This is a genomic window from Mesorhizobium sp. B2-4-19, assembly GCF_006441315.1.
GTDB lineage: Bacteria > Pseudomonadota > Alphaproteobacteria > Rhizobiales > Rhizobiaceae > Mesorhizobium.
The window spans coordinates 12,799-33,147 of record NZ_VFUV01000024.1; the positions used below are offsets into that span (position 1 = coordinate 12,799).

General features: G+C 65.3%; 14 protein-coding genes. 6 read left to right on the forward strand and 8 right to left on the reverse strand.

Annotation, left to right across the window (positions count from 1 at the left end; genetic code table 11):
* The first annotated feature begins 62 nt into the window (after nt 1–62).
* The 3 genes from FJ546_RS28420 to FJ546_RS28430 are packed head-to-tail and all read left to right on the forward strand — an operon-like array spanning nt 63 to nt 3,825.
* Nucleotides 63–536, forward strand: a complete 474-nt coding sequence (locus FJ546_RS28420; protein ID WP_140892385.1) for a (2Fe-2S)-binding protein — start codon at nt 63–65, stop codon at nt 534–536.
* A complete protein-coding gene (locus tag FJ546_RS28425) occupies nt 533–1,516 on the forward strand; it encodes a xanthine dehydrogenase family protein subunit M (RefSeq protein WP_140892387.1) in 984 nt (327 codons plus the stop codon). Before FJ546_RS28420 ends, FJ546_RS28425 begins: the two co-directional genes overlap by 4 nt.
* Nucleotides 1,513–3,825 carry a xanthine dehydrogenase family protein molybdopterin-binding subunit gene (locus FJ546_RS28430; protein ID WP_140892388.1) on the forward strand — a complete coding sequence of 771 codons (2,313 nt, stop codon included), beginning with the start codon at nt 1,513–1,515 and terminating at the stop codon, nt 3,823–3,825. Before FJ546_RS28425 ends, FJ546_RS28430 begins: the two co-directional genes overlap by 4 nt.
* 189 nt (nt 3,826–4,014) lie before the next feature.
* On the opposite strand, the gene FJ546_RS28440 is transcribed toward FJ546_RS28430, so the two are convergent.
* The gene (locus FJ546_RS28440; protein ID WP_140892390.1) at nt 4,015–5,025 is read right to left on the reverse strand and encodes an NAD(P)-dependent alcohol dehydrogenase; all 1,011 of its coding nucleotides are present in this window, start codon (nt 5,023–5,025) and stop codon (nt 4,015–4,017) included.
* A 96-nt stretch (nt 5,026–5,121) separates the two neighbouring features.
* On the opposite strand from FJ546_RS28440, the gene FJ546_RS28445 reads away from it, so the two are divergent.
* Nucleotides 5,122–6,051, forward strand: coding sequence for a LysR family transcriptional regulator (locus FJ546_RS28445; RefSeq protein WP_140892392.1), 930 nt, complete (start codon nt 5,122–5,124; stop codon nt 6,049–6,051).
* Between the two features lie 34 nt (nt 6,052–6,085).
* Here FJ546_RS28445 and FJ546_RS28450 read toward each other — a convergent pair whose 3' ends face one another.
* From FJ546_RS28450 to FJ546_RS28465, 4 genes are all read right to left on the reverse strand, one after another.
* A complete protein-coding gene (locus FJ546_RS28450; protein WP_140892393.1) occupies nt 6,086–7,210 on the reverse strand; it encodes a hypothetical protein in 1,125 nt (374 codons plus the stop codon).
* A gap of 95 nt (nt 7,211–7,305) precedes the next feature.
* Entirely contained in the window at nt 7,306–8,070 is a 765-nt protein-coding gene (locus FJ546_RS28455; RefSeq protein WP_140892395.1) for a slipin family protein, read from the reverse strand.
* Nucleotides 8,067–9,488, reverse strand: coding sequence for a nodulation protein NfeD (locus FJ546_RS28460; protein ID WP_140892396.1), 1,422 nt, complete (start codon nt 9,486–9,488; stop codon nt 8,067–8,069). The genes FJ546_RS28455 and FJ546_RS28460 overlap by 4 nt, the downstream gene beginning before the upstream one ends.
* 283 nt (nt 9,489–9,771) lie before the next feature.
* On the reverse strand, nt 9,772–10,917 hold the full coding sequence (locus FJ546_RS28465) for a helix-turn-helix transcriptional regulator (RefSeq protein ID WP_140892398.1): 1,146 nt from the start codon (nt 10,915–10,917) through the stop codon (nt 9,772–9,774).
* Nucleotides 10,918–11,198: 281 nt separating this feature from the next.
* On the opposite strand from FJ546_RS28465, the gene FJ546_RS28470 reads away from it, so the two are divergent.
* Nucleotides 11,199–12,161, forward strand: a complete 963-nt coding sequence (locus FJ546_RS28470) for an AraC family transcriptional regulator (protein ID WP_140892399.1) — start codon at nt 11,199–11,201, stop codon at nt 12,159–12,161.
* A 239-nt stretch (nt 12,162–12,400) separates the two neighbouring features.
* On the forward strand, nt 12,401–17,149 hold the full coding sequence (locus FJ546_RS28475; RefSeq protein ID WP_140892401.1) for an autotransporter domain-containing protein: 4,749 nt from the start codon (nt 12,401–12,403) through the stop codon (nt 17,147–17,149).
* A 59-nt stretch (nt 17,150–17,208) separates the two neighbouring features.
* Here FJ546_RS28475 and FJ546_RS28480 read toward each other — a convergent pair whose 3' ends face one another.
* The 3 genes from FJ546_RS28480 to FJ546_RS28490 form a co-directional block, all read right to left on the reverse strand.
* The gene (locus tag FJ546_RS28480) at nt 17,209–18,090 is read right to left on the reverse strand and encodes a DMT family transporter (RefSeq protein WP_140892402.1); all 882 of its coding nucleotides are present in this window, start codon (nt 18,088–18,090) and stop codon (nt 17,209–17,211) included.
* 139 nt (nt 18,091–18,229) lie between these two features.
* Nucleotides 18,230–18,916, reverse strand: a complete 687-nt coding sequence (locus FJ546_RS28485; protein WP_140892404.1) for an aspartyl/asparaginyl beta-hydroxylase domain-containing protein — start codon at nt 18,914–18,916, stop codon at nt 18,230–18,232.
* Nucleotides 18,917–19,048: 132 nt separating this feature from the next.
* Entirely contained in the window at nt 19,049–20,344 is a 1,296-nt protein-coding gene (locus FJ546_RS28490) for an HlyD family type I secretion periplasmic adaptor subunit (protein WP_140892405.1), read from the reverse strand.
* Nucleotides 20,345–20,349: the final 5 nt, after the last annotated feature.

Sequence of the window (20,349 nt, forward strand, 5' to 3'; positions counted from 1 at the left end):
CCCTCCCCCGCCCCGACACCAGATCATTCCCCTCAGCGTCAAGCAACTGGAGCCAGACGCCCATGACGAAAATCCCCGTCCATCTCGATATCAACGGCCAGCACCACGAGTTGCAGATCGAGCCGCGCGTGACGCTGCTCGATGCCTTGCGCGAGCGGCTCGGCCTGACCGGCACCAAGAAGGGTTGCGACCACGGCCAGTGCGGCGCCTGCACCGTGCACATGGAGGGCGAGCGCGTGCTGGCGTGTCTGACGCTGGCCGCGCAAGCCGAAGGCCGCGCCATCACCACCATTGAGGGGCTTGCACGGGAGGGCGAACTGCATCCCGTGCAAGCTGCCTTCCTCGACCAGGACGCCTTCCAGTGCGGCTATTGCACGCCCGGCCAGATCATGTCGGCGGTGGCCTGCATCCGCGAGGGCCATGCCGGCTCCGACGAGGAAATCCGCGAATACATGGCCGGCAATCTCTGCCGCTGCGGCGCCTATCCGCACATCGTCGCCGCCGTCCGCCAGGCAGCCCAGGAGTTCGCATCATGAGGGATTTTTCATACCTGCGCGCCACTTCGACTGACGCCGCACGCCAGGCGGCTGCCCTGCCCGGCGCCATGCTGCTGGCCGGCGGCACCACGCTGATCGACCTCGCCAAATGCGGCGTCGCCGAGCCCGACATTCTGGTCGACATCACCCATCTCAACGGGCTCGACCGGATCGCTATCGACGAGCGCGGCGCCACCATCGGCGCGCTCGCCAGAATGGGCCATGTAGCCGACCATGCCGACATCAAGAGCCGCTTCCCCGCCATCTCGGAAGCACTGTGGCAGGCGGCTTCGGCGCAGATCCGCAACATGGCGACCATCGGCGGCAATCTGATGCAGCGCACCCGCTGCCCCTATTTCCGCGATCCCGCGAATTTTTCCGCCTGCAACAAGCGTGTATCAGGCAGCGGCTGTTCGGCCATCGGCGGCGTCACCAGGGGACACGCGGTGCTCGGCACCAGCGAGGCCTGCATCGCCATGTGTCCCGGTGACCTCGCCACCGCCTTGGTCGCCTTCGACGCAACAGTTCATCTGGGCGAACGCAAGCTTCTGGTGGATGACTTCTTCCTGCTGCCCGGCACCACGCCCGACAGGGAACACGCGATCGAGCCGGGCGAGATGATCACCGCAATCGCAATCCCCGGCTCCGCGGCAGCCCGCCGCTCGACCTATCTGAAGATCCGCGACCGGCAATCCTATGAATTCGCCGCGGCGAGTGCCGCTGTCGGCATCGAATTCGAAGCCGATGGCCGCACCATCCGCGATCTGCGCGTCGCGCTCGGCGGCGTCGCGACCAAGCCCTGGCGCGTCCGTGCCGTGGAAGACGCCCTGAAGGGCAAGGTGCTGGCGCCGGAAACCGTCCGTGCCGCCAGCCTGCTCGCCGTCGAAGGCGCCATCGACCATGGCGCCAACCATTACAAGATCGAGCTCGCGCCGCGCGTTGTCGCGCGCGCCATCCTCAAATTGGGAGAGACGGCATGACCGTTCACAACATCAGAGTTGGTGAATCGAAACGGGGCGACGCCTCAGACGGCACACTGGCGGAGGCCGTCGGCGGCCGGCTGTCGCGCGTCGACGGCCCGGCCAAGATCACCGGCGCCGCGAAATACGCGGTCGAACAGCATCTCGAAGGACTAGCTTACGCCGTGCTGGTCGAAAGCACGATCGCCTCGGGCAAGGTGCGCGCGATCGACACGGCAAGTGCTGAAGCCTCGCCCGGTGTCCTGCAGGTGCTGACCCCGGACACCATCATCAGCCTGAGGACCGCGTCGGACTGGTTCGGCACGCCGCCGCCCGACAAGCCCTATTGCCCGCTGGCGCGCGACGTCACCTTCTCGGGCCAGCACGTCGCGGCGGTCGTCGCCGAGACCTTCGAGCAGGCGGTCGCCGCGGCCGCCCTGGTCAAGGTCAGCTACGACGAGACGCCTTCCATCGTCGATCTCAGCGACGGCAAGGCCGGCGACGGCATTGCGATCGACGCCATGACCAAGGAATGGGGCGATGCGCCCGCCGCCTTCGCCGCCGCGCCAGTGCGCATCTGCGCCGCCTACAACACGCCGCGCGAATACCAGGCGCCGATGGAACCGCATGGCCTGATCGCGCGCTGGGAAGGCGATCATCTCACCGTGTGGGAGCCGAGCCAGTGGCTCGACGGCATGGCCCGCACCTATGCCGAATGGTTCGAAGTGCCGTTCGAGAATGTACGGCTGGTCTCGCCCTATATTGGCGGCGGCTTCGGCTCCAAGGCGCTGGCGCTGAGCCACGGTGCGGTGGCGGCAAGCGCCGCCAAAATGCTGGGACGGCCGGTGAAGCTGGTGATGACGCGGCCGCAGACCTTTACCGGCTATGGCGGCCGTGCCGCGACGCGCCAGACCGTGACGATCGGCGCCGACCGCGACGGCATGATCCAGTCGATCGTGCATCGCGGCGTCAATGAAACCTCCATCGACGGCATGTGGGTCGAGCCGCTGGGCTCGGTCACCTCGATCATGTACGCGACGCCGAATTTCTCCTCGAAGCAGAATGTCGTGCGGGTCAATTCCGTGGTGCCGGGCGCCATGCGCGCGCCGGGCGAAAACCCCTCGGCCTTCGGCATCGAAAGCGCCATCGACGAGCTCGCCTATGAGGTCGGCATCGATCCACTGGAAATCCGGCTCAAGAACTATGCCGAACAGGATCCGCACGCCAGAAAAGCCTGGTCGACCAGGCAGTTGCGTGAGGCTTTTGCCGTGGGCGCCGAACGCTTCGGCTGGTCAAGGCGCTCGCCGAAACCGCGCTCGATGCGCGACGGCAACCAGCTGATCGGCTGGGGCGTCGCCGCCGGCACCTACCCGGTGCGGCGCGCCTATGGCGAGGCTGTCGTGCGCATCCTGGCAGACGGCTCGGTCGAGGTCGAAAGCTCCTCGATCGACATGGGCCAGGGCACCTACACCATCCTGGCGCAGACCGCCGCCGAGACGCTTGGCGTGCCGGCCGACGACGTGGTGGTGAAGCTCGGTGACTCCCGCTTTGCCCGCGCCGGCGTCAGCGGCGGCTCGCGGCTGGCCGGCGTGATGACGGGTGCGGTTCACAAGGCCGCGACCTCGGCGCTCGATCAACTGGTGGGCCTGGCGATCAGCGATCCGCGCTCGCCCTTCCACGCGCTGCAGGCCAACACTCTGGTCGTCGCCAATGGCCGCATCGGCTCGCCGCGCGGCGAGGGCCCCGATGTCTCGATCGCCGAACTGCTCAAAAGCATCGGGCGCGACCGCATCGAGGCGACCGGCGACACCATGCCGGCCAATTCGACCGCCGAGGACCGCTACAAGAACTACACCACCATCGCCATGGCGTTGCCTCACACCGAGGGCGACTATTCGCGCCACTCCTGGTGCGCGCATTTCATCGAGGTGCGCGTCGACGAGGATTTCGGCACGGTGCGCGTCTCGCGCGTGGTGTCGGCGCTGGATTCCGGCCGGCTCTACAACCCCAAGCTCGCCGAAAGCCAATGGAAGGGCGGCATCATCATGGGCATCGGCCAGGCGCTGCTGGAAGAAGGCATCATGGATCGCCGCCATGGCCGCATCGTCAACAACAACCTCGCCGATTACCTCGTGCCGACCAATGCCGACATCCCGGACATCGAGGTGATCTCGGTCGGCATTCCCGACCCGCACTCCTCGGCGCTCGGCGGCAAGGGCGTCGGTGAGCTCGGCATCGTCGGTGTCGCGCCCGCGATCGCCAATGCGGTATTCCACGCGACGGGGAAGAGGATCAGGGACCTGCCGATTACCTTGGAGAAGTTGATTTAGACAGAGGCGTGGTGCGAGGCGCCCCCCTCTGCCCTGCCGGGCATCTCCCCCTCAAGGGGGGAGATTGGCAGCTTTGGCGCTTCGCCAACTTTACAGCCTTGATCATTGGCGGAGACGATGAAGCGAATGATCTCCCCCCTTGAGGGGGAGATGGCCGGCAGGCCAGAGGGGGGCGGCCAGGCGCAAACCTCACCACTCCAACCCGAACACCAGCTTGCCGAAGTGCAGGCCGCCGGCGGCCATGTGGGCGTAGGCTTCGGTCGCCTCGCCAGGTGAAAACACCTTGTCGACGACCGGCTCGATCCCGGCGGCGCCGATGGCGCGGGCGGCGTCGCGAAGGTCGGACACCGACCCGGTGTTGTTGCCGATCACCTTCAGCGCCTTGATGATGATCGGCAGCAGGTTGATCGTGGCCTCGGCGCCGGTGACGAAACCGATGGTGAACAGCGTGCCGCCGGGCGCGGTGGCGTTGATTGCGCGGGCGAAAGTGGCGGTGCCGCCGGTCTCGACGACGAGGTCGGCGCCGAGGCCGCCGGTCAGCTCCAGCACCTTGCCGTCCCAGTCTGATGTCGCGCGGTAGTTGATGAGATGATCGGCGCCCAGCGCCTTCGCTCGCTCCAGCTTCTCGTCCGACGACGAGGTGATGATGACGGTGGCGCCTGCGGCTTTAGCCAGTTGCAGGGTGAAGATCGAGACGCCGCCGGTGCCGAGCAGCACGACGACCGAGCCCGGCCCGACATTGGCGGCGCGGATGGCGTTCCATGCCGTGGTGCCAGCGATCGGCAATGTCGACGCCGCCTCGAAGGAGAGATGCGCCGGGACCGGCACGAGCGAATTGGCCGGCAGCGCGACATATTCGGCCAGCGACCCCGGCAGCGAGATGCCGCGCATCTGCGTCATCTCGTAGGGCCGCGGCCGGCCGCCGATCCAGCGCGGCTTGGCATGGGCGACGACGCGATCGCCCGTGCTGAAACTCGTAACCCCCTCGCCCAGCGCGACGATCTCGCCGGCGCCGTCGGCGACCGGGATGAGCGGAAAGCTCGGTCCGGGATAATTGCCGCTCGCCACCGCGACATCGACGAAATTGAGGCTTGCCGCACGCTGGCGGATCAGCACCTCGCCGCGCTGCGGTTCGGGGGTGGCGACGGTGGCGGCGCGGAAGGCGTCGAGCCTGGGTTGGCTCAGTTCGATGGCTTTCATGGTTTCACTCCGGTGAGGCGATTGATGGTTGAGTGAACCTATCTGCTGCGCTATTCCTGGATAATCGTTCCATTTTGCATTTGAGTAATGCGAGACATGCAGCAATCTCACGAACCGGCGGCCCTTGCCGAAATGGCGGCCTTCGCGGCAATCGCCGAGGCGCGCTCCTTCACCAGGGCGGCGGCGCGTGTCGGGCGCGACGCGACCATCCTGTCGCGGCGTCTGCAAGCGCTGGAGGAGCGGCTGGGGGTCAGGCTGCTGCATCGCACGACGCGCAGCGTGTCGCTGACCGAAGCCGGCGCCGAATTCCTGGTGCGCGTGCGCGCCATCCTCGCCTCCGTCGACGAGGCCGAGGCCGCCGCGTCGGCGCATGCCGACGGCAGCCCGCGCGGCCTGCTCAGGCTGGCGCTGCCCGGCACGTTCGGGCGCATGTGGATCGGGCCGCTGCTGCCGCAATTCCTTGCCGAATTTCCCGATATCCGCATCGAGGCCGAATTCTCCAACCGCTTCGCCGATCTGGTCGCCGAGAATTTCGACGTCGCCGTGCGGCTCGGCGCGCTGGAGGATTCGCGCCTGGTGGCGCGCAAGGTGGCGACGCGGCGCCGGCTGCTTTGCGCCGCCCCCGCCTATCTCGCCCGAAGAGGCAGGCCGCGGACACCGCAGGCGCTGCTCGAACATTCCTGCCTGGGGTTCAGCGGCTTCCAGACTTTTCCGGCCTGGGAGATGACCGACCGCGAGGGCCGGCGCGCACGCGTCGAGGTTTCCGGGCCGTTGGTCAGCGACGATGCCGAGGTGCTGGTCGAGGCCGCCGTGCAGGGCCTCGGCCTGATGATGAGCACCGACTGGCTGATCGGCCGCGAACTCGCCGACGGACGGCTGGTGCCTGTCCTGGAGGAGTGGACGCTGGCAGACGAAGGCGCGGTCTATGTCGTCATGCCCTCAGCCAAGGGACAAGCCGCCAAGACCCGCGCCTTCGCCGACTGGATCAGCAAGCGCTTTTCGCCGGAACCGCCCTGGCGGCAATGAAGTGCCGTCATTCGGTTCTCGCCATTCTCCCCACCTATCCTGGAAAATCCCAGTTCGACCGGTTCAGGACATCGCTGGGTGGAAGAATCTCTTCGGGCTTGAGCTCTCGGCGCTGCATCTCATCGGCGACAAATTCCTCACGTGGCCCCCACGCTCCACCACTGCCGATTTTTAGCGGGATTTTGTCCTGCGTCAGACATTGCGAAAGGTTTATGTCAAACGTACCCGGAGCCATGTCGAACCAGTCGCACGCCTCGCCGAGAACACTGTCCGTGCGCCCCATGCTCTCCGGGATTAAATTGCGGCCGAGGTGAATAGCCGGCGAATCTCCGGACTGACATTTCCCGCATATCGAGAGCTGCTCAAACGTGCCGCCCTTGGCGGCCCTGAAGAATAGGCCCTGCCCCGTTTGGTCGTTGCGGATATTTAGGGTTCGCCGTCCATCGGGATACGACGTTTCATCGTAGGTCCACGGATCGTGCCGCCGCAATGCCCTGACCGCACCTTGCCATTGCATGTGCATGGCAAAATCCGGCGGGCGCTTGACAGCGGTTGCGGCTTGAGGTGGCTGATGGTCGAAGTGCAGCCATTGGGCAATTTCCAGCAAATTGGCAGGCAGTTCGACCTCCTCGGCAGACACGGGGCGCCGCTCGAGTCTGACAATCGCCGTCGATTGAAACAGCGAGCCGTTCACAAACACCCTCGTGGCGATCTCGATACCATCGGCCGTCAGGCAACTCAGCCATTGCAGTTTAGGGGCCTGCTTGTCTGGATCGCGCCGCACAACTTCCCGCACGTCACATCGCTCGCCGGCATGCGTCTCGGTCTGGCCGGTTTCCGTTACTGCGCGAATTCGTTCGTAGGATGTCGACGTCTCACGGTTTACCGAAACAGAGGAATGGTTTGAATCCCTGCCGAATGAGACTGTTATTTGCTTTGCCGGATTTCCGTGGATGACAGTCCCCAGTTCGTCCACACGGACCCAGCCGTCATGATGTGTGACGATCTTCGTATGGGATCCGGCCGAATTTCCCGATGGTTGCACCGTCATCGTCGCGACATAGTCGGGGACATTGGCCGAGGGCGCATAGGGTATGTCGCCTGCCCACGCCGGAGAACTTGCCAGAACGAGGCCCGCCATGACCGGTAGTCGCATCATGGCTTCTCCCCCGCGTGCCACGCAGCTGCCGCCCGTACGATTCCCAGCAAGAGCGGCGATTTTGCGACGGCTGCGTGACTAGGCTCCGCTGGTTCTCACTTTCCCCCACCCTGCCCCTTCATGAACTGGCTGAGCAGATCCACCGGCAGCGGGAACACCACCGTGGACGAGCGCTCGCCGGCAATGTCGTGCAGGGCCTCGAAATAGCGCAGTTGCATGGCCTGCGGCTCGGCCGCCAGCATCCGGCCCGCCTCGACCAGTTTCGCCGCCGCCTGCTGCTCGCCATCGGCATTGATCACCTTGGCGCGCCGCAGACGCTCGGCCTCGGCCTGCTTGGCGATGGCGCGGATCATGCTCTCGTTCAGGTCGACATGCTTGATCTCGACATTGGACACCTTGATGCCCCAGGCGTCGGTGCGCTGGTCGAGGATCTCCTGGATGTCGCTGTTGAGCTTGTCGCGCTCGGCCAGCATCTCGTCGAGCTCGTGCTTGCCGAGCACCGAGCGCAGCGTGGTCTGCGCCAGCTGGTTGGTGGCGGCCATGTAATCCGCGACCTGGATGATCGCACGCTCGGCGTCGACGATGCGGAAATAGAGCACCGCGTTCACCTTCACCGAGACGTTGTCGCGCGAAATCACGTCCTGCGGCGGCACATCCTGCACCACCACGCGCAGGTCGACCTTCACCATCTGCTGCACGAAGGGGACGAGGATGATGAGGCCGGGACCCTTGACCCCGGTGAAGCGGCCAAGCGTGAAGACCACGCCGCGCTGATATTCCCTGAGGATACGGACAGCCGCCGACAGGAACATGATCACGACCAGCGCAACGACCAGATAGGCCACATAACCAACCATCATTGTCTTGCTCCATTCCTTGCCGCATCGCGCCGCCGCACGGTCAGCACGAGGTCGCTTATCTCGGTGACCTCGACGCTGTCGCCGGTAGCGATCGGTTCGTCCGCCCTTGCCCGCCAGCGCTCGCCCTGGGCGAGCACATGGCCCTCGCCGCCCTGCCAGTCGAGGATCTCGACCGGCAGGCCGCGCATCGCCTCGCCGCCGACGCGCGGCGGGTTCTTGCGTGCCGCCCAGACATAGGTGCCGGTCAGCAGCGCCAGCCCAAGCGTCAGCGCGGCGGCGGGGCCGATGACGGCCCATGACATGGCAAAGCCCGGCCCCTCCACCCTCAGCAGCATGGCGGCGCCGAACAGAAAGGCGGCCACGCCGCTGACGCCAAGCAAGACCGTGGGATTGAGGGCCTCGATGATGAGGAAGGCGATGCCGAGCAGCATCAGCGCAAGGCCGGTATAGTTGATCGGCAGGAGGTTGAGCGCATAGAGGCCGAGCACCAGGCAGATGGTGCCGATGACGCCGGGCGCGACCGCGCCGGGACTGGTGAACTCGAAGACGATGCCATAGACGCCGACCAGCATCAGGATGACCGCGATGTTCGGATCGGTGATGACCGAGAGAAGCCGGATGAACCAGCCGGGCTCCAGCATCTCGACCGGCAGCCCCTTGGTCGCCAGCACCACTTTTTTGCCGGCCACGTCGACGGTGCGCCCATCGGCCAGTTGCAACAGTTCCGCGGTGTCGTGGGCGACGAAGTCGATGACATGCTCCTGCAGCGCCGCATTGGCCGACAGGCTTGCCGCCTCGCGCACCGCCTTCTCGCCCCAGTCGCCATTGCGCCCGCGCAGTTCGGCGAGCGAGCGGATCAGGGCGACCGCGTCATTGGTCACCTTGGCCATCATCGCGTCGCCCGCCGGCCGACCGTCCTCACCCTTCCGATCGTCTTGGCCCTTCTGGTCGCCCTGGTTCTTCTGGTCGCCCTGGTTTTTCTGGTCGCCCTTGTCGCCGCCCGGGAGCGACGGCAGCCCGCCCATCTCGACCGGCGTCGCCGCGCCAAGATTGGTGCCGGGCGCCATCGCCGCGATATGGGTGGCGTAGAGGATATAGGTGCCGGCACTCGCCGCATGGCCTCCGGCCGGCGCGACATAGCCGATAACGGGCACCGGCGAGGCCAGGATGTCGGCGATCATCTCGCGCATCGAGGTGACCAGCCCGCCGGGCGTATCGAGTTGCAGGATGAGGACTGCGGCGTCCCGCTTTGCGGCGACATCGAGCGCTTCCTCGAGTTGCCTGGTGCTCGCCGGCCCGATCGCGCCCTCAATGGCGACGCTTAGCGCAACCTTCTCGCTCCCAGCCGAGGCGAAGGGAGGAAATGCAGCCGCGGCGACAAAAGCCGCGGCAAGAAAGGCCACCCGCGCGAAGGACACGCTCAAAGCTCCATGGACTCAATATGGGTGGTGTCCCTGCGAAGTCCAATGGGGAACTGATGGCGCCGATTGGCGAAGGCCGATGTGACGGCGAATCGCGTTTCCCCGCGCGGCAAGCGCGCGCGGGGCGTTCGGCGACGCGCCGGTGTTGCATTGTCCCGCGCCTGACGTCTTGGGCAGGATCGTACTGGAATGGCCCTGGAATGCGATCAGCCGCAGCCGATCGTCAGGAAATCGCTGATTCCTCGGCGAGGCGGAGATTGGCAGCCTCAGCCGGCCCGCACTATGATCCGGGAGCCGCGACGGGCGTGCCAATATCCGCAATGAGTTTGACCAGATCGGCCTGGCGGCGCGTGCCGGTCTTGGCGAAGATGCGGTTGAGGTGGGTCTTCAGCGTGTTCTCGCCGATGCCGAGCGACAACGCGCTTCTGGACGCGGACAATCCGCTGCCGATGCGCAGCAGTACCCGCGCCTCCGCCGGCGTGAGATCGAACAGCGTGGTCAGAACGGCCTCCGGCAGTGGCGAAGAGGACGTCGTGGTCGAGACGAAGACAGCGGCACAGGCAGGCCGGAAAGCCGCGCGCGCGGTGCCTTCGCTCAGCGGCAGCACATAGGCGACGGCGGGCGGCTGGCCCGGGGCCGAAATGGGCAGACCGATGCCGCGTGACCCAAGCGAGCCATCCGCGTCCGCGGCGCCGGCGATCGCTTCCAGCAAAGCGCGGGCAACCGCCGGATTCTCCGTCTGCAGCACACCGTTCCTGGAAAGAATGGGCCCATGTCCCGAGAGCATCAGTTCGGCGGCTCCATTGGCGTGGAGAATCGTGCCGTTGGCGCCGGTCAGAACGACCGGCACGGCGAGATGGTCAAGCGCCGCGCGATAGAGATTGGCGGCCATGCGGGCCTGATCGAGCAGATCGCCGATCAGCGACGCACGGCGCAGATGCGGCGAGAGCATTGCCAGGAAGCGCTGCTCCTCGGCCGAAATCATCCCCCTGCTTGCCCGCGTGGTGCAACCCATGAGCCCGATCCGGTCCGGCGTATGAACGAATTTGGTGATGCAGCCTTCACGCAATCCCTGCGGTTTGGCCCAGTTCTGAAAAAAGGCCGTCCGCTGGAGGTCGGCTTCGCTCATATGCGACAGTGTCGCGACGGGCGTGTCGATATCGCCGACGACCGCGGCCTTCAGCCCGGGAATCGCATCAAAGTCATAATCCTCCTGAAGCACGCGCATCCGCTCCGGATCCCACGGCGATTGGGCCGCGAAGCGGCCGTGATTGCCGGCGGTGCTGGCAAGCGCGATGGTGGCATAGGCCGCATCCATGGCTTCGGTGATGCGGACCATTACCCCAGTCCACCCGTCGGGGTTCAACACGCAGTCGTAGATATCGCCGACAATCGAATAAAGGACTTCGCTGCTCAGCCTTTCCACTGTTTCTCCTACACCCCGGCATGCCCGCCCCTGCCATGATGGATGGCGGGCAAAAGATGAAACCAGCAATTTTGTGCGGCGGGGTCGGTGCAAGGACGCCGACCCTGTCTGGACGATTTTGCTGGCGTCATACTTTCGGGTGACGCCAAGCGTGATTGAGCTCGACTAAAGGTCCAATTCGATCCGTTGAACGCTTGGCGACCTATGTCGCTGGTTATTCCTGGAATGGAAAGCGCCGCGTTCGATTTTTTTGCGACTGCGGGTTTAGCGGGGGCGCTTCCTTGTCAAGAAAGACGGTGTTCTCATCGACCGATTTGCCGCCGCATCTTGGCGAACGCGACCTTTTTTCCCTCTGGCAGGACATCCATGTCGCAGAGATCTGGTCGGTCGAATACGGCATATCGGAAAAACTGCCTTTCCAGGCCGCGATCGAAGCCACCGCCGTCGGATCGCTGGTGCTTGGCCAGATGGCCGGAACGATCCGCAAGGCGACGCGGAAGGCGAGCAACATCGCCGATGACGGCAATGACGGCTACCTGCTGCTGATCAACAAGGCCGACACCGTGCTGAGCGGGGCGCAGGCCGGCCGTGAATACGGCGTCGGTCGGGGGGAAGCCGTCCTGGTCACCGCGGCGGAAGCGCTGAAAATGACCGGCGCCGACTGGAATGTGTGGACGAACGTGGTCGTGCCGCGCGCAGTCCTCACCCAGGCCTTCCCGCAGATCGATGACAGGCTGGCGTTGAAGATCGGCGCCGAAAACGAGGCTCTCGATTTCCTCAAACGCTATTGCCAATTGCTCGAGACCGGCCCCCCTCTCGCCTCGCCCGATCTCATAACGCATGCCACGGAAACGATCGTCGATCTGATCGGGCTGGTAACCGGCGCGAAGGGCGAGGCCGCCGAACTGGCCGGCCTGCGCGGCCTGCGGGCGGCGAGACTGCAGGCAATCCTGGCCAAGATCACCGACAATTTCGCCAACCCCGGCATCTCCGCGCAAGGCGTCGCAAAGGAACTCCGCCTGTCGGCGCGCTACGTTCACGATATCCTTCAGGAGACCGGTATCAGCTTCTCCGAGCGTGTTCTCGAACTGCGGCTGCAGAGAGCCCATAAGATGCTCTCACAGAGACACAACGACGATATGCGCGTTAGCGAAATTGCGATGATGAGTGGATTCAGCGATGTGTCCTACTTCAATCGCTGCTTCCGCCGTCGCTTCGGCTACACGCCGACAAGCGCCAGATAGAGCAAGCCCCCAAACAGAGCCGGGGCACTCCGGAACCCGGCAAGGCGACGCGATCGATTCCCTGTCAACGAGAAAGCCGAGGCCCGAGGCTGATGATGGTACTGAACCGTCACAGTGCGCAGAAAAGGCAAGGCACCTCTTTCCAGTCCAACTTCAATGCGGCCCTGCCCAAGACAATATCTGGCTCGGATGACATGTCAGCCTCAGGGTGAAAAACTGTCGTTATCTCAGGGGATTAAATGCCGCAGAATACATTTGACGGCCGCAAGGCAATGCCGGCTTCGACCGCGCCCACGAGTTCCCCCAAGCCCTTGCTCCATCCTCGGCATCTGGCCAGCGTCAGTTCGCTCGCGTTGACGATCGGCCTGGCGGGAGCGATCCTGCCGGCAGCGGCGGCGGACGCGGTCTGGAACGGTACGACATCGAGCGATTGGTTCGATCCCGGCAACTGGACTCCCAATGGGGTGCCCGACGCCGCTACCTGGGTCACGCTCAGCACGCTCACCCCAAGCCCCACGGTGATAAGCGGCCTTGCCGCCAATGGGATCGTGGTTTTCGTGGGAAGGAATGCCGGCGATGTCGGTTCGCTGAAAATCATCAACGGCGGGACCCTCACCGATTCACAAGGCTCCGTTGCCAGGTTCGCGGGCTCTACCGGTTCGGTGACCGTAGACGGCGCGGGATCGGCTTGGCTGCACGCCGACGATTTCTATATCGCGAATGGCACGGGGACCGTCGCCATCCTCAATGGCGGCTTTATGAGCAATGTCAGGGGTTTCCTGGGGGACGCCGACGATGCCTTTGCGGTCCTGTCCGTGGATGGACCGGGCTCGGCCTGGACCAACAGCTCAACCTTGACGGTCGCGAATTTCGGCACCGGCATCCTCAACGTTTCCAACGGCGGCGCAGTCAGCGACACCGATGGGTTCATCGGCAAAGGCGTCGCTTCGAAGGGCAACGTCTCGATCGACGGCGCGGGGTCAACATGGACGAACAGCGGAAACCTCAAGGTTGGTGTTGCGGGCACGGGCGCGCTAGCGGTCACGAACGGCGGCGGCGTGAGCGACCTTGCTGGCTATCTCGGATATTCCGCGGGCTCGACCGGGACGGCGACGGTCGACGGTCCGGGTTCGACCTGGACAAACACTTCGTCGCTCTTCATCGGCCATGCCGGCGTCGGCACTCTGACCATCTCCAACGGCGGCGCTGTAAGCAATTCCCTCGGTTCGATCGGTGAGCAGGCCGGTTCCAGTGGCTCAGCGACTGTCACCGGCGCCGGCTCGTCCTGGACCAATTCCGGCAATCTACTTGTCGGCTGGGGCGGCGCCGGCACGCTGACGATCCAGAGCGGCGGCGCGGTGAGCAGCGCCAACGGCCAGATCGGCGCCAAATCCGGCTCGACCGGCAGCGTGACAGTCGCCGGCGCCGGCTCGTCCTGGACCGATTCCGGCGAGCTTTATGTCGGCTGGAACGGCGCCGGTACGCTGACGGTCCAGAGCGGCGGCACGGTGAGCAATACCAACGCCTATATCGGTGAAAATTTCAGCCCGGCCGCCGCCGCGACGGTGGACGGTGCGGGCTCGCACTGGATCAATTCCGGCCTTCTCTCGATCGGCAATTACGGTGCCGGCGCGCTGACGATCCAGAACGGCGGCGCAGTGAGCGCCATGTCGGGTTACCTCGGCATCAATGCCGATTCGAGCGGCACCCTTACGGTCACCGGAAGCGGATCGATCTGGAGCGACACGAGCGGCCTCTACGTTGGAACTGGCGGCACCGGCATACTGAACATCCAGAAAGGCGGTCTTGTCAGCAGCAACATCGGCTTTGTCGGTGCCGCAGCGGGCTCGACCGGCGCGGCGACGGTCGATGGCATAGGGTCGATCTGGAGCATCGCGTCGAGCCTGTTTGTCGGCGACGCCGGCACGGGCACCTTGACGATTTCGAATGGCGGCACGGTCAGCAATGGCGCGGGGGCCGTTGGCGCGAAAGCAGGCTCGACCGGCATGGTATTCGTCGATGGCGCGGGTTCGACCTGGGCCAATAGCGGCGATTTGCAGATCGGGCTTGATGGTTCCGGCACGTTGAACATTACAAAGGGAGGCAGTGTCAGCGATGTCAATGCCGTGCTTGGGTACGGTGCCGGCGTAGGTACCGGTATCGTGGATGGTGCGGGTTCGAATTGGTCCAACAGCGGCTATCTACAGGTCGGCGCCGGTTCGATCTCCACATTGGCGATCACGAATGGCGGCTTCGTAAGCGCGGGTAGCGGTTCGGTGGATTCTTCGAGTAAGGCAACTGTCGATGGCATCGGCTCGACCTGGATGAACATCGGCGGCTTTACTGTGGGCGTTGGCGGAGCAGGCGCCGTTTCCGTGTCAGGAGGTGGTGCCCTCGGCGACGTAGACGGCATTTTGGGTTACTATCAGGGCTCCAGCGGAACCGCGACGGTCGATGGCGTGGGTTCGAACTGGGCGAATACCGGCAAACTCATTGTCGGCCAATCAGGGACCGGCACGCTCGATATCGCCAATGGCGGCGCCGTCAGCAACCAGACTGGCTCTGTGGGCTACGACGTGGGGTCCGTGGGCACCGTCACGGTGGATGGACCGACTTCGAGCTGGACCAATTTCTCGGACCTGCGCGTCGGCTATTTCGGCACGGGCAAATTGACGATCTCGAACGGCGGCAGCGTCGTCAACCTGATGAGCACTGCAGGTTCCGCCGCGGGCGCCATCGGCGCCGTGACGGTCGATGGCGTCGGCTCGGTCTGGACCAACAATTCTTCCCTCTATCTCGGCGAAAACGGCACCGGCACGCTGGCGATCTCAAACGGCGGTACGGTCACCAGCGCTGCCGGCTATCTGGCCTTTGAGACCGGGTCCACGGGTACGGCCGCGGTCAGCGGCGCGGGCTCAACCTGGACCAGCAGCAACCTCCTTGTCGTCGGTCAGCGTGGTACGGGCTCATTGGCCGTCTCGAACGGCGGCAAGGTCGCCAACTCCGATGGCTATCTGGGCTTTTCTGGCGGGTCGATCGGTATGGCCAACGTCAGCGGCACCGGCTCGACATGGACCAATAACGGAGATCTCTACGTCGGCGCCGGTGGCACAGGCACGCTGACGGTCGCGGATGGCGGCGCGGTGTCGGCCGGCGGCGCGGTCAACATCGCCGTCCTGGCGGGCTCCGTCGGCACGCTGAACATCGGTGCGGCGAGTGGATCGCCGGCAGCCGCCGCGGGCACGCTCGATGCGGCGAGCATCCAGTTCGGCGCCGGCACCGGCACGCTCAATTTCAACCATACCAGTACGAACAATGGCTTCGCTTCGGCGATCAGCGGAGTGGGGACGATCAACCAGATCGCCGGCATCACCAAGTTGACCGGCAATTCCTCCGGCTTCACCGGGACGACGAACGTTCTCGGCGGCGGCCTCTATGTCAACGGCTCGCTCGGCGGCGCGATCAATGTCACCGGCGGCCTGCTTGGCGGGTCGGGCACCGCAGGCAATGTGACCATTGCTTCGGGCGGCACCTTTGCACCGGGCAATTCGATCGGCACGATCAATGTGAGCAACACAACCTTCTCGGCGGGCTCGACTTATGCGGTTGAAGTCGAAAGCGGCGGCACATCCGATCGGATCAGCGCCACCGGTACGGTGACGATCGGCGGCGGCACGGTCGACGTCATCCCCTATCCGGACTATGCGACCGGCACGACCTATACGATCGTGACGGCGGCAGGCGGTGTCACCGGCGCCTTCGACAAGGTCAGTTTTGAAGGCAGCAGCTCGATCTTCATCGCGCCGACGCTCACCTATGACGCGAACAATGTCTATCTCAACCTGGCCAAGGCAAGCTTTGCCAGTGTAGGCCTGACGCCCAACCAGATCGCCACCGGCGGCGGCGCCGACAGCCTTGGCGCCGGCAATCCGCTCTTCGATGCCATCCTGCTGCTGCCGACGGCGGCGGCCGCCCAGGACGCCTTCGACCAGCTCTCGGGCGAGATCCATGCCTCGGCCAAGGGCATGCTGCTGGAAGACAGCCGTTTCCTCCGCGATGCCGCCAGCAATCGCATTGCTTCAGCTTTCGGCGATGCCGGCGCGGCAGCACTCCCGGTGATGGGCTATGGCGAGGGCGGCCCCGAAATGGTCGCCGCAGACACAGATCGTTTTGCCGTCTGGGGCCAGGCTTTCGGCTCATGGGGCAAGGTGGATTCCGACGGCAATGCCGCCGCCTTCGACCGTTCGACCGGCGGCCTGCTGGCCGGCGCCGACACGCTGCTCGGCGGCTGGCGCGTCGGTGTTCTCGGCGGCTACAGCCATTCGTCCTTCGACGCCGATGATCGCAATTCCTCCGGCAAAAGCGACAGCTACCATCTCGGCCTCTATGGCGGCACCAATTGGGGCGCCATCGCCTTCCGCACCGGTGCCGCCTACAGCTGGAGCAGCCTCTCGACCAGGCGCTCCGTCGCCTTCAGCGGCTTCACGGATGCGCTCTCGGCCGACTACGATGCGGGCACCGCGCAGATGTTCGGCGAACTCGCCTACAAGGCCGAGACCAGCGGCTGCTTCAAGTTCGAACCCTTCGCCAATCTCGCCTATGTCAGCCTGCGCACTGACGGCTTCACCGAGCGAGGGGGCGCCGCGGCGCTGACCAGCGCCGGCACGAGCACCAACGCCACCTTCACCACGCTCGGCCTGCGCGGCTCGACCGATTTTGCGCTGGGCGGCGTCAATGCCACCGCGCGCGGCATGCTCGGCTGGCGCCACGCTTTCGGCGCCGTCACGCCGACCTCAAGCTTCGCCTTCGCCGGCGGCGACGCCTTCACCATCGCCGGCGCGCCGATCGCCAGGGATGCGGCAGTCATCGAAGCCGGTTTCGACATGAGAATGTCGCCCAATGCGACGCTCGGCCTGTCCTATTCCGGGCAGTTCGGCGGCGGCGCCGTCGACAACGGCGCCAAGGCAAGCCTCAGCGTCAAGTTCTGACGACAACAGGCCGTCGGCTCGCGCCGAATTGACGTCGCCATGCGGTCTGGCATCCACCTCTATTCCGGCGACGGCACCGGCGGCTTCGAGGTCAGCGCCGTCCCGGCGGCAGCGACAATGACGGCGGCGATGCCGGCCAGTTGCGGCGGGGTCAGGCTTTCGTGCAGGAACAGGAAGCCGGCCAGCGCGCCGAGTCCCGGCTCCAGGCAGGTCAGCGTGCCGTAGATGCGGGCCGGCATGCGGGTCAGCGCCACCATCTCCAGGAAGAATGGCAGCGCGCTGGAAAACAGCCCGACGAGCAGCGCGCTGACCAGGATCGACGGCGCCAGCAGCCCCGTTCCCGCCTGCGCCACGCCGAAGGGCAGCACCAGCACGGCGGCGATCGCCATGCCATAGGCGGTGGTGCGGGTGCCAAGCTCCGCACCCGCCTTCTGCGCCAGCACGATATAGAGTGCCCAGAAGCCGCCAGCCGCCAGCGCCAGCATCACCCCGGTTGGATCCAACGGCTGCAAGGAGTGGATGAAGGGCGACAACAGGATGATGCCAGCCAGCGCAAGCGCGATCCAGGCGAAGTCGCTGGCGCGCCGCGAAGCCAGCGTCGCCACCAGCAGCGGCCCGGAAAATTCCAGCGCCACGGCAACGCCGAGCGGGATCCTGGCAAGGGCTGCATAGAACAGCAGGTTGAGCGCGCAGAGCGTCACCCCATAGGCGACCAGCCACGGCAAGGTGGCGCGCGTCGGCCGCATCTGCCAGGGCCGCAGCACCGCGATCAGCATCAGCGCGCCGATCACCAGCCGCAGCGTCGTCGTGCCTTGCGCGCCGATCTGCGGGAACAGGGTTTTGGCGAAGGCGGCGCCGATCTGGATCGACACCATGGCCCCCATCAGCGCCGCGACAGGCAAAGGCGCCGCTTCGCGACTGGCAACCGGCATCGATGTCACTTCGGTTTGTCCTTCCCTGCCGCGATATGCTGACGCGGCAGTATCGGCATAGGCCCAACCGGCCCGCCTGTCCTGAGGCAGTGAAGGCGGCTTGATAGGGTCAAGACAGGTGTCGAGGCGCGCTGGCGCCCTCGCCATCTCAGCCGCTGAACGACACGCCCCGGCGGCGCATGCCCGCCCGCACGCCGCGCACGATCATCCGGGACAGCATTTCCATGTCCCAGGGCATGCCCGGACGCCAGACATCCAAGAGCAGGGCTATGCGCGCTTCATCGGCGTCGTTTATCACCTCGTGCGGATAGGTGTCGTCCCACAGCATGCCTTCGCCGTCGCTGATCCGTCTTTCCTGATGGTCGATCATCATGATGGTTGCCGGGCGGCCATCGGCTTGGCGTGGGATGACCAGGCCTAGGTGAAACCGCATGATGCCGCGGAACGGCCCGCGATGGCTGGGTATGTGCTTGCGCGGCGCCAGGAACGAGATCGCCGCCGACTTGACTTCCGGGCATTCGGCGAGCAAACGGCTGAGAACCGGCATGCGCGCCAGGTTTTCCGGCACCGCCATGTCATAGGCCTTGAGCACGAACATGCGCCAGTCGAGACCGTCATTGGCCGAGACATCGGCCTGCTCCGGCATGATGTCATGAAAGCGCGGGACCTTGCCCAGACGCACGCCAAGCGCTTCGTCGCGTATGTCGCGCCAGGCGCCGATGAATTTCGCCGCGTTCGGAAATTCGCTGGCGGTATCCAGGATCGCCGGCGCGTCTATGCGCCTTTCGTAGACACGCCGGATAACATCGGATGCAAGATCGTAGGTGCGCGACATCGCATGGCCTCCGTCGCATCATAAACGGCCGGCCCCGATTTTGGTTACACATTTTGTTCACGACGCCGTGTGCTGCCCCGCCAGCCGTGGCACGATCACCAGCAGCCCTGCCGTCTGGGTATTGCAGCTCCTTCATTCCCTGAAGGCGCGGCTGATCTGATCCTGCAGGGGTTTGACGAGATAGGAGATCACGGTCCGGTCCGCGGTCTTGATGAAGGATTCGACCGGCATGCCGGGAATCAGCTTGACCGCGCCGAGGCGTGCCACCTCGGCATGCGTGGTCGCGATGCGAACGGTGTAGTAGCTGATGCCGGTGCGCTGGTCGGTCGTCGTGTCCGGTGAGGTCAGTTCGACCGTGCCGTTGATTTGCGGCGTGGTGCGCTGGTTGAAGGCCGAGAAGCGCAGCGCCGCCGGCTGGCCGACCCAGAGCTGGTCGATGTCGCTCGGCGCGATCTTGGCCTCGACCGTCAGGCTGTCGCTGTCGGGCACGATCTGCATGATCGTCTGGCCAGGGGTGATCACGCCGCCGATGGTGTGGGCGATGGACTGCTGCACGACGCCGTCCTGCGGCGCGCGGATGTCGATGCGCGTGAGCTGGTCCTCGGCGGCGATCTTGCGTTCCGTCAGCTCGCCGACCTTGCCGTCGATCTCGCGCAAATCCTTGTTGACGTCGGTGCCGAGTTCCAGGTCGACCTGGAGGATCTGCAAATTGATCTCGGCGATCTTGCCCTGGGCCTGTGCCAGGGCCGCCGTCAGCTGGCCGCGCTCGCCGTCGAGCCGCGCCGACTCGCGCTCCATGGCGGTCAGGCGATCGATCGAGATCAGCCGCTTCTTCCACAGTGCGCGTATGCTTGCCAGTTCCTCTTCGACGAGCGTGATTTCCTGCGACTTGGCTTCGACCTGCGCCGTGTCGCCGCCAATCTCCTTCTGCAGCTGCAGGATCCGCTCCTGCAGCTGGCTCTTCTGGCCGGAACGACCCGCACGCCTTGTCTCGAAAACTTGTTGCTCGCCGGCCATCATCTCGGCGATCGCCGGATCGCCGCGGCGATCGAGAAGGTCTTGCGGAAAGACGATGGTGCCGGAGCCCTGGCGCTCGGCCTCAAGGCGTGCCTCCCGTGCCGACAGCTGGTCAAGCGCCTTGGTGACGACGGCAAGGTTGGCCGCCGGCATAGTCGGGTCGAGGCGCACGAGCAGCGCCCCGCGCTTGACCCGGTCGCCGTCACGCGCTGCGATCTCGCCGACGATGCCTCCGGTCGAATGCTGCACATCCTTGACATGGGAATCGACGACGAGGACCCCGGAGGCGATGACCGCTCCCGAAATCCGCGTCAGCGAGGCCCAGCCGCCGACGCCGCCGACCAGCAGCGCGACCGCGATGAGGCCCAAATGCACGTAGTGCCGGATGGATTGGTGAGAGGTGCCCTGCATCGTTG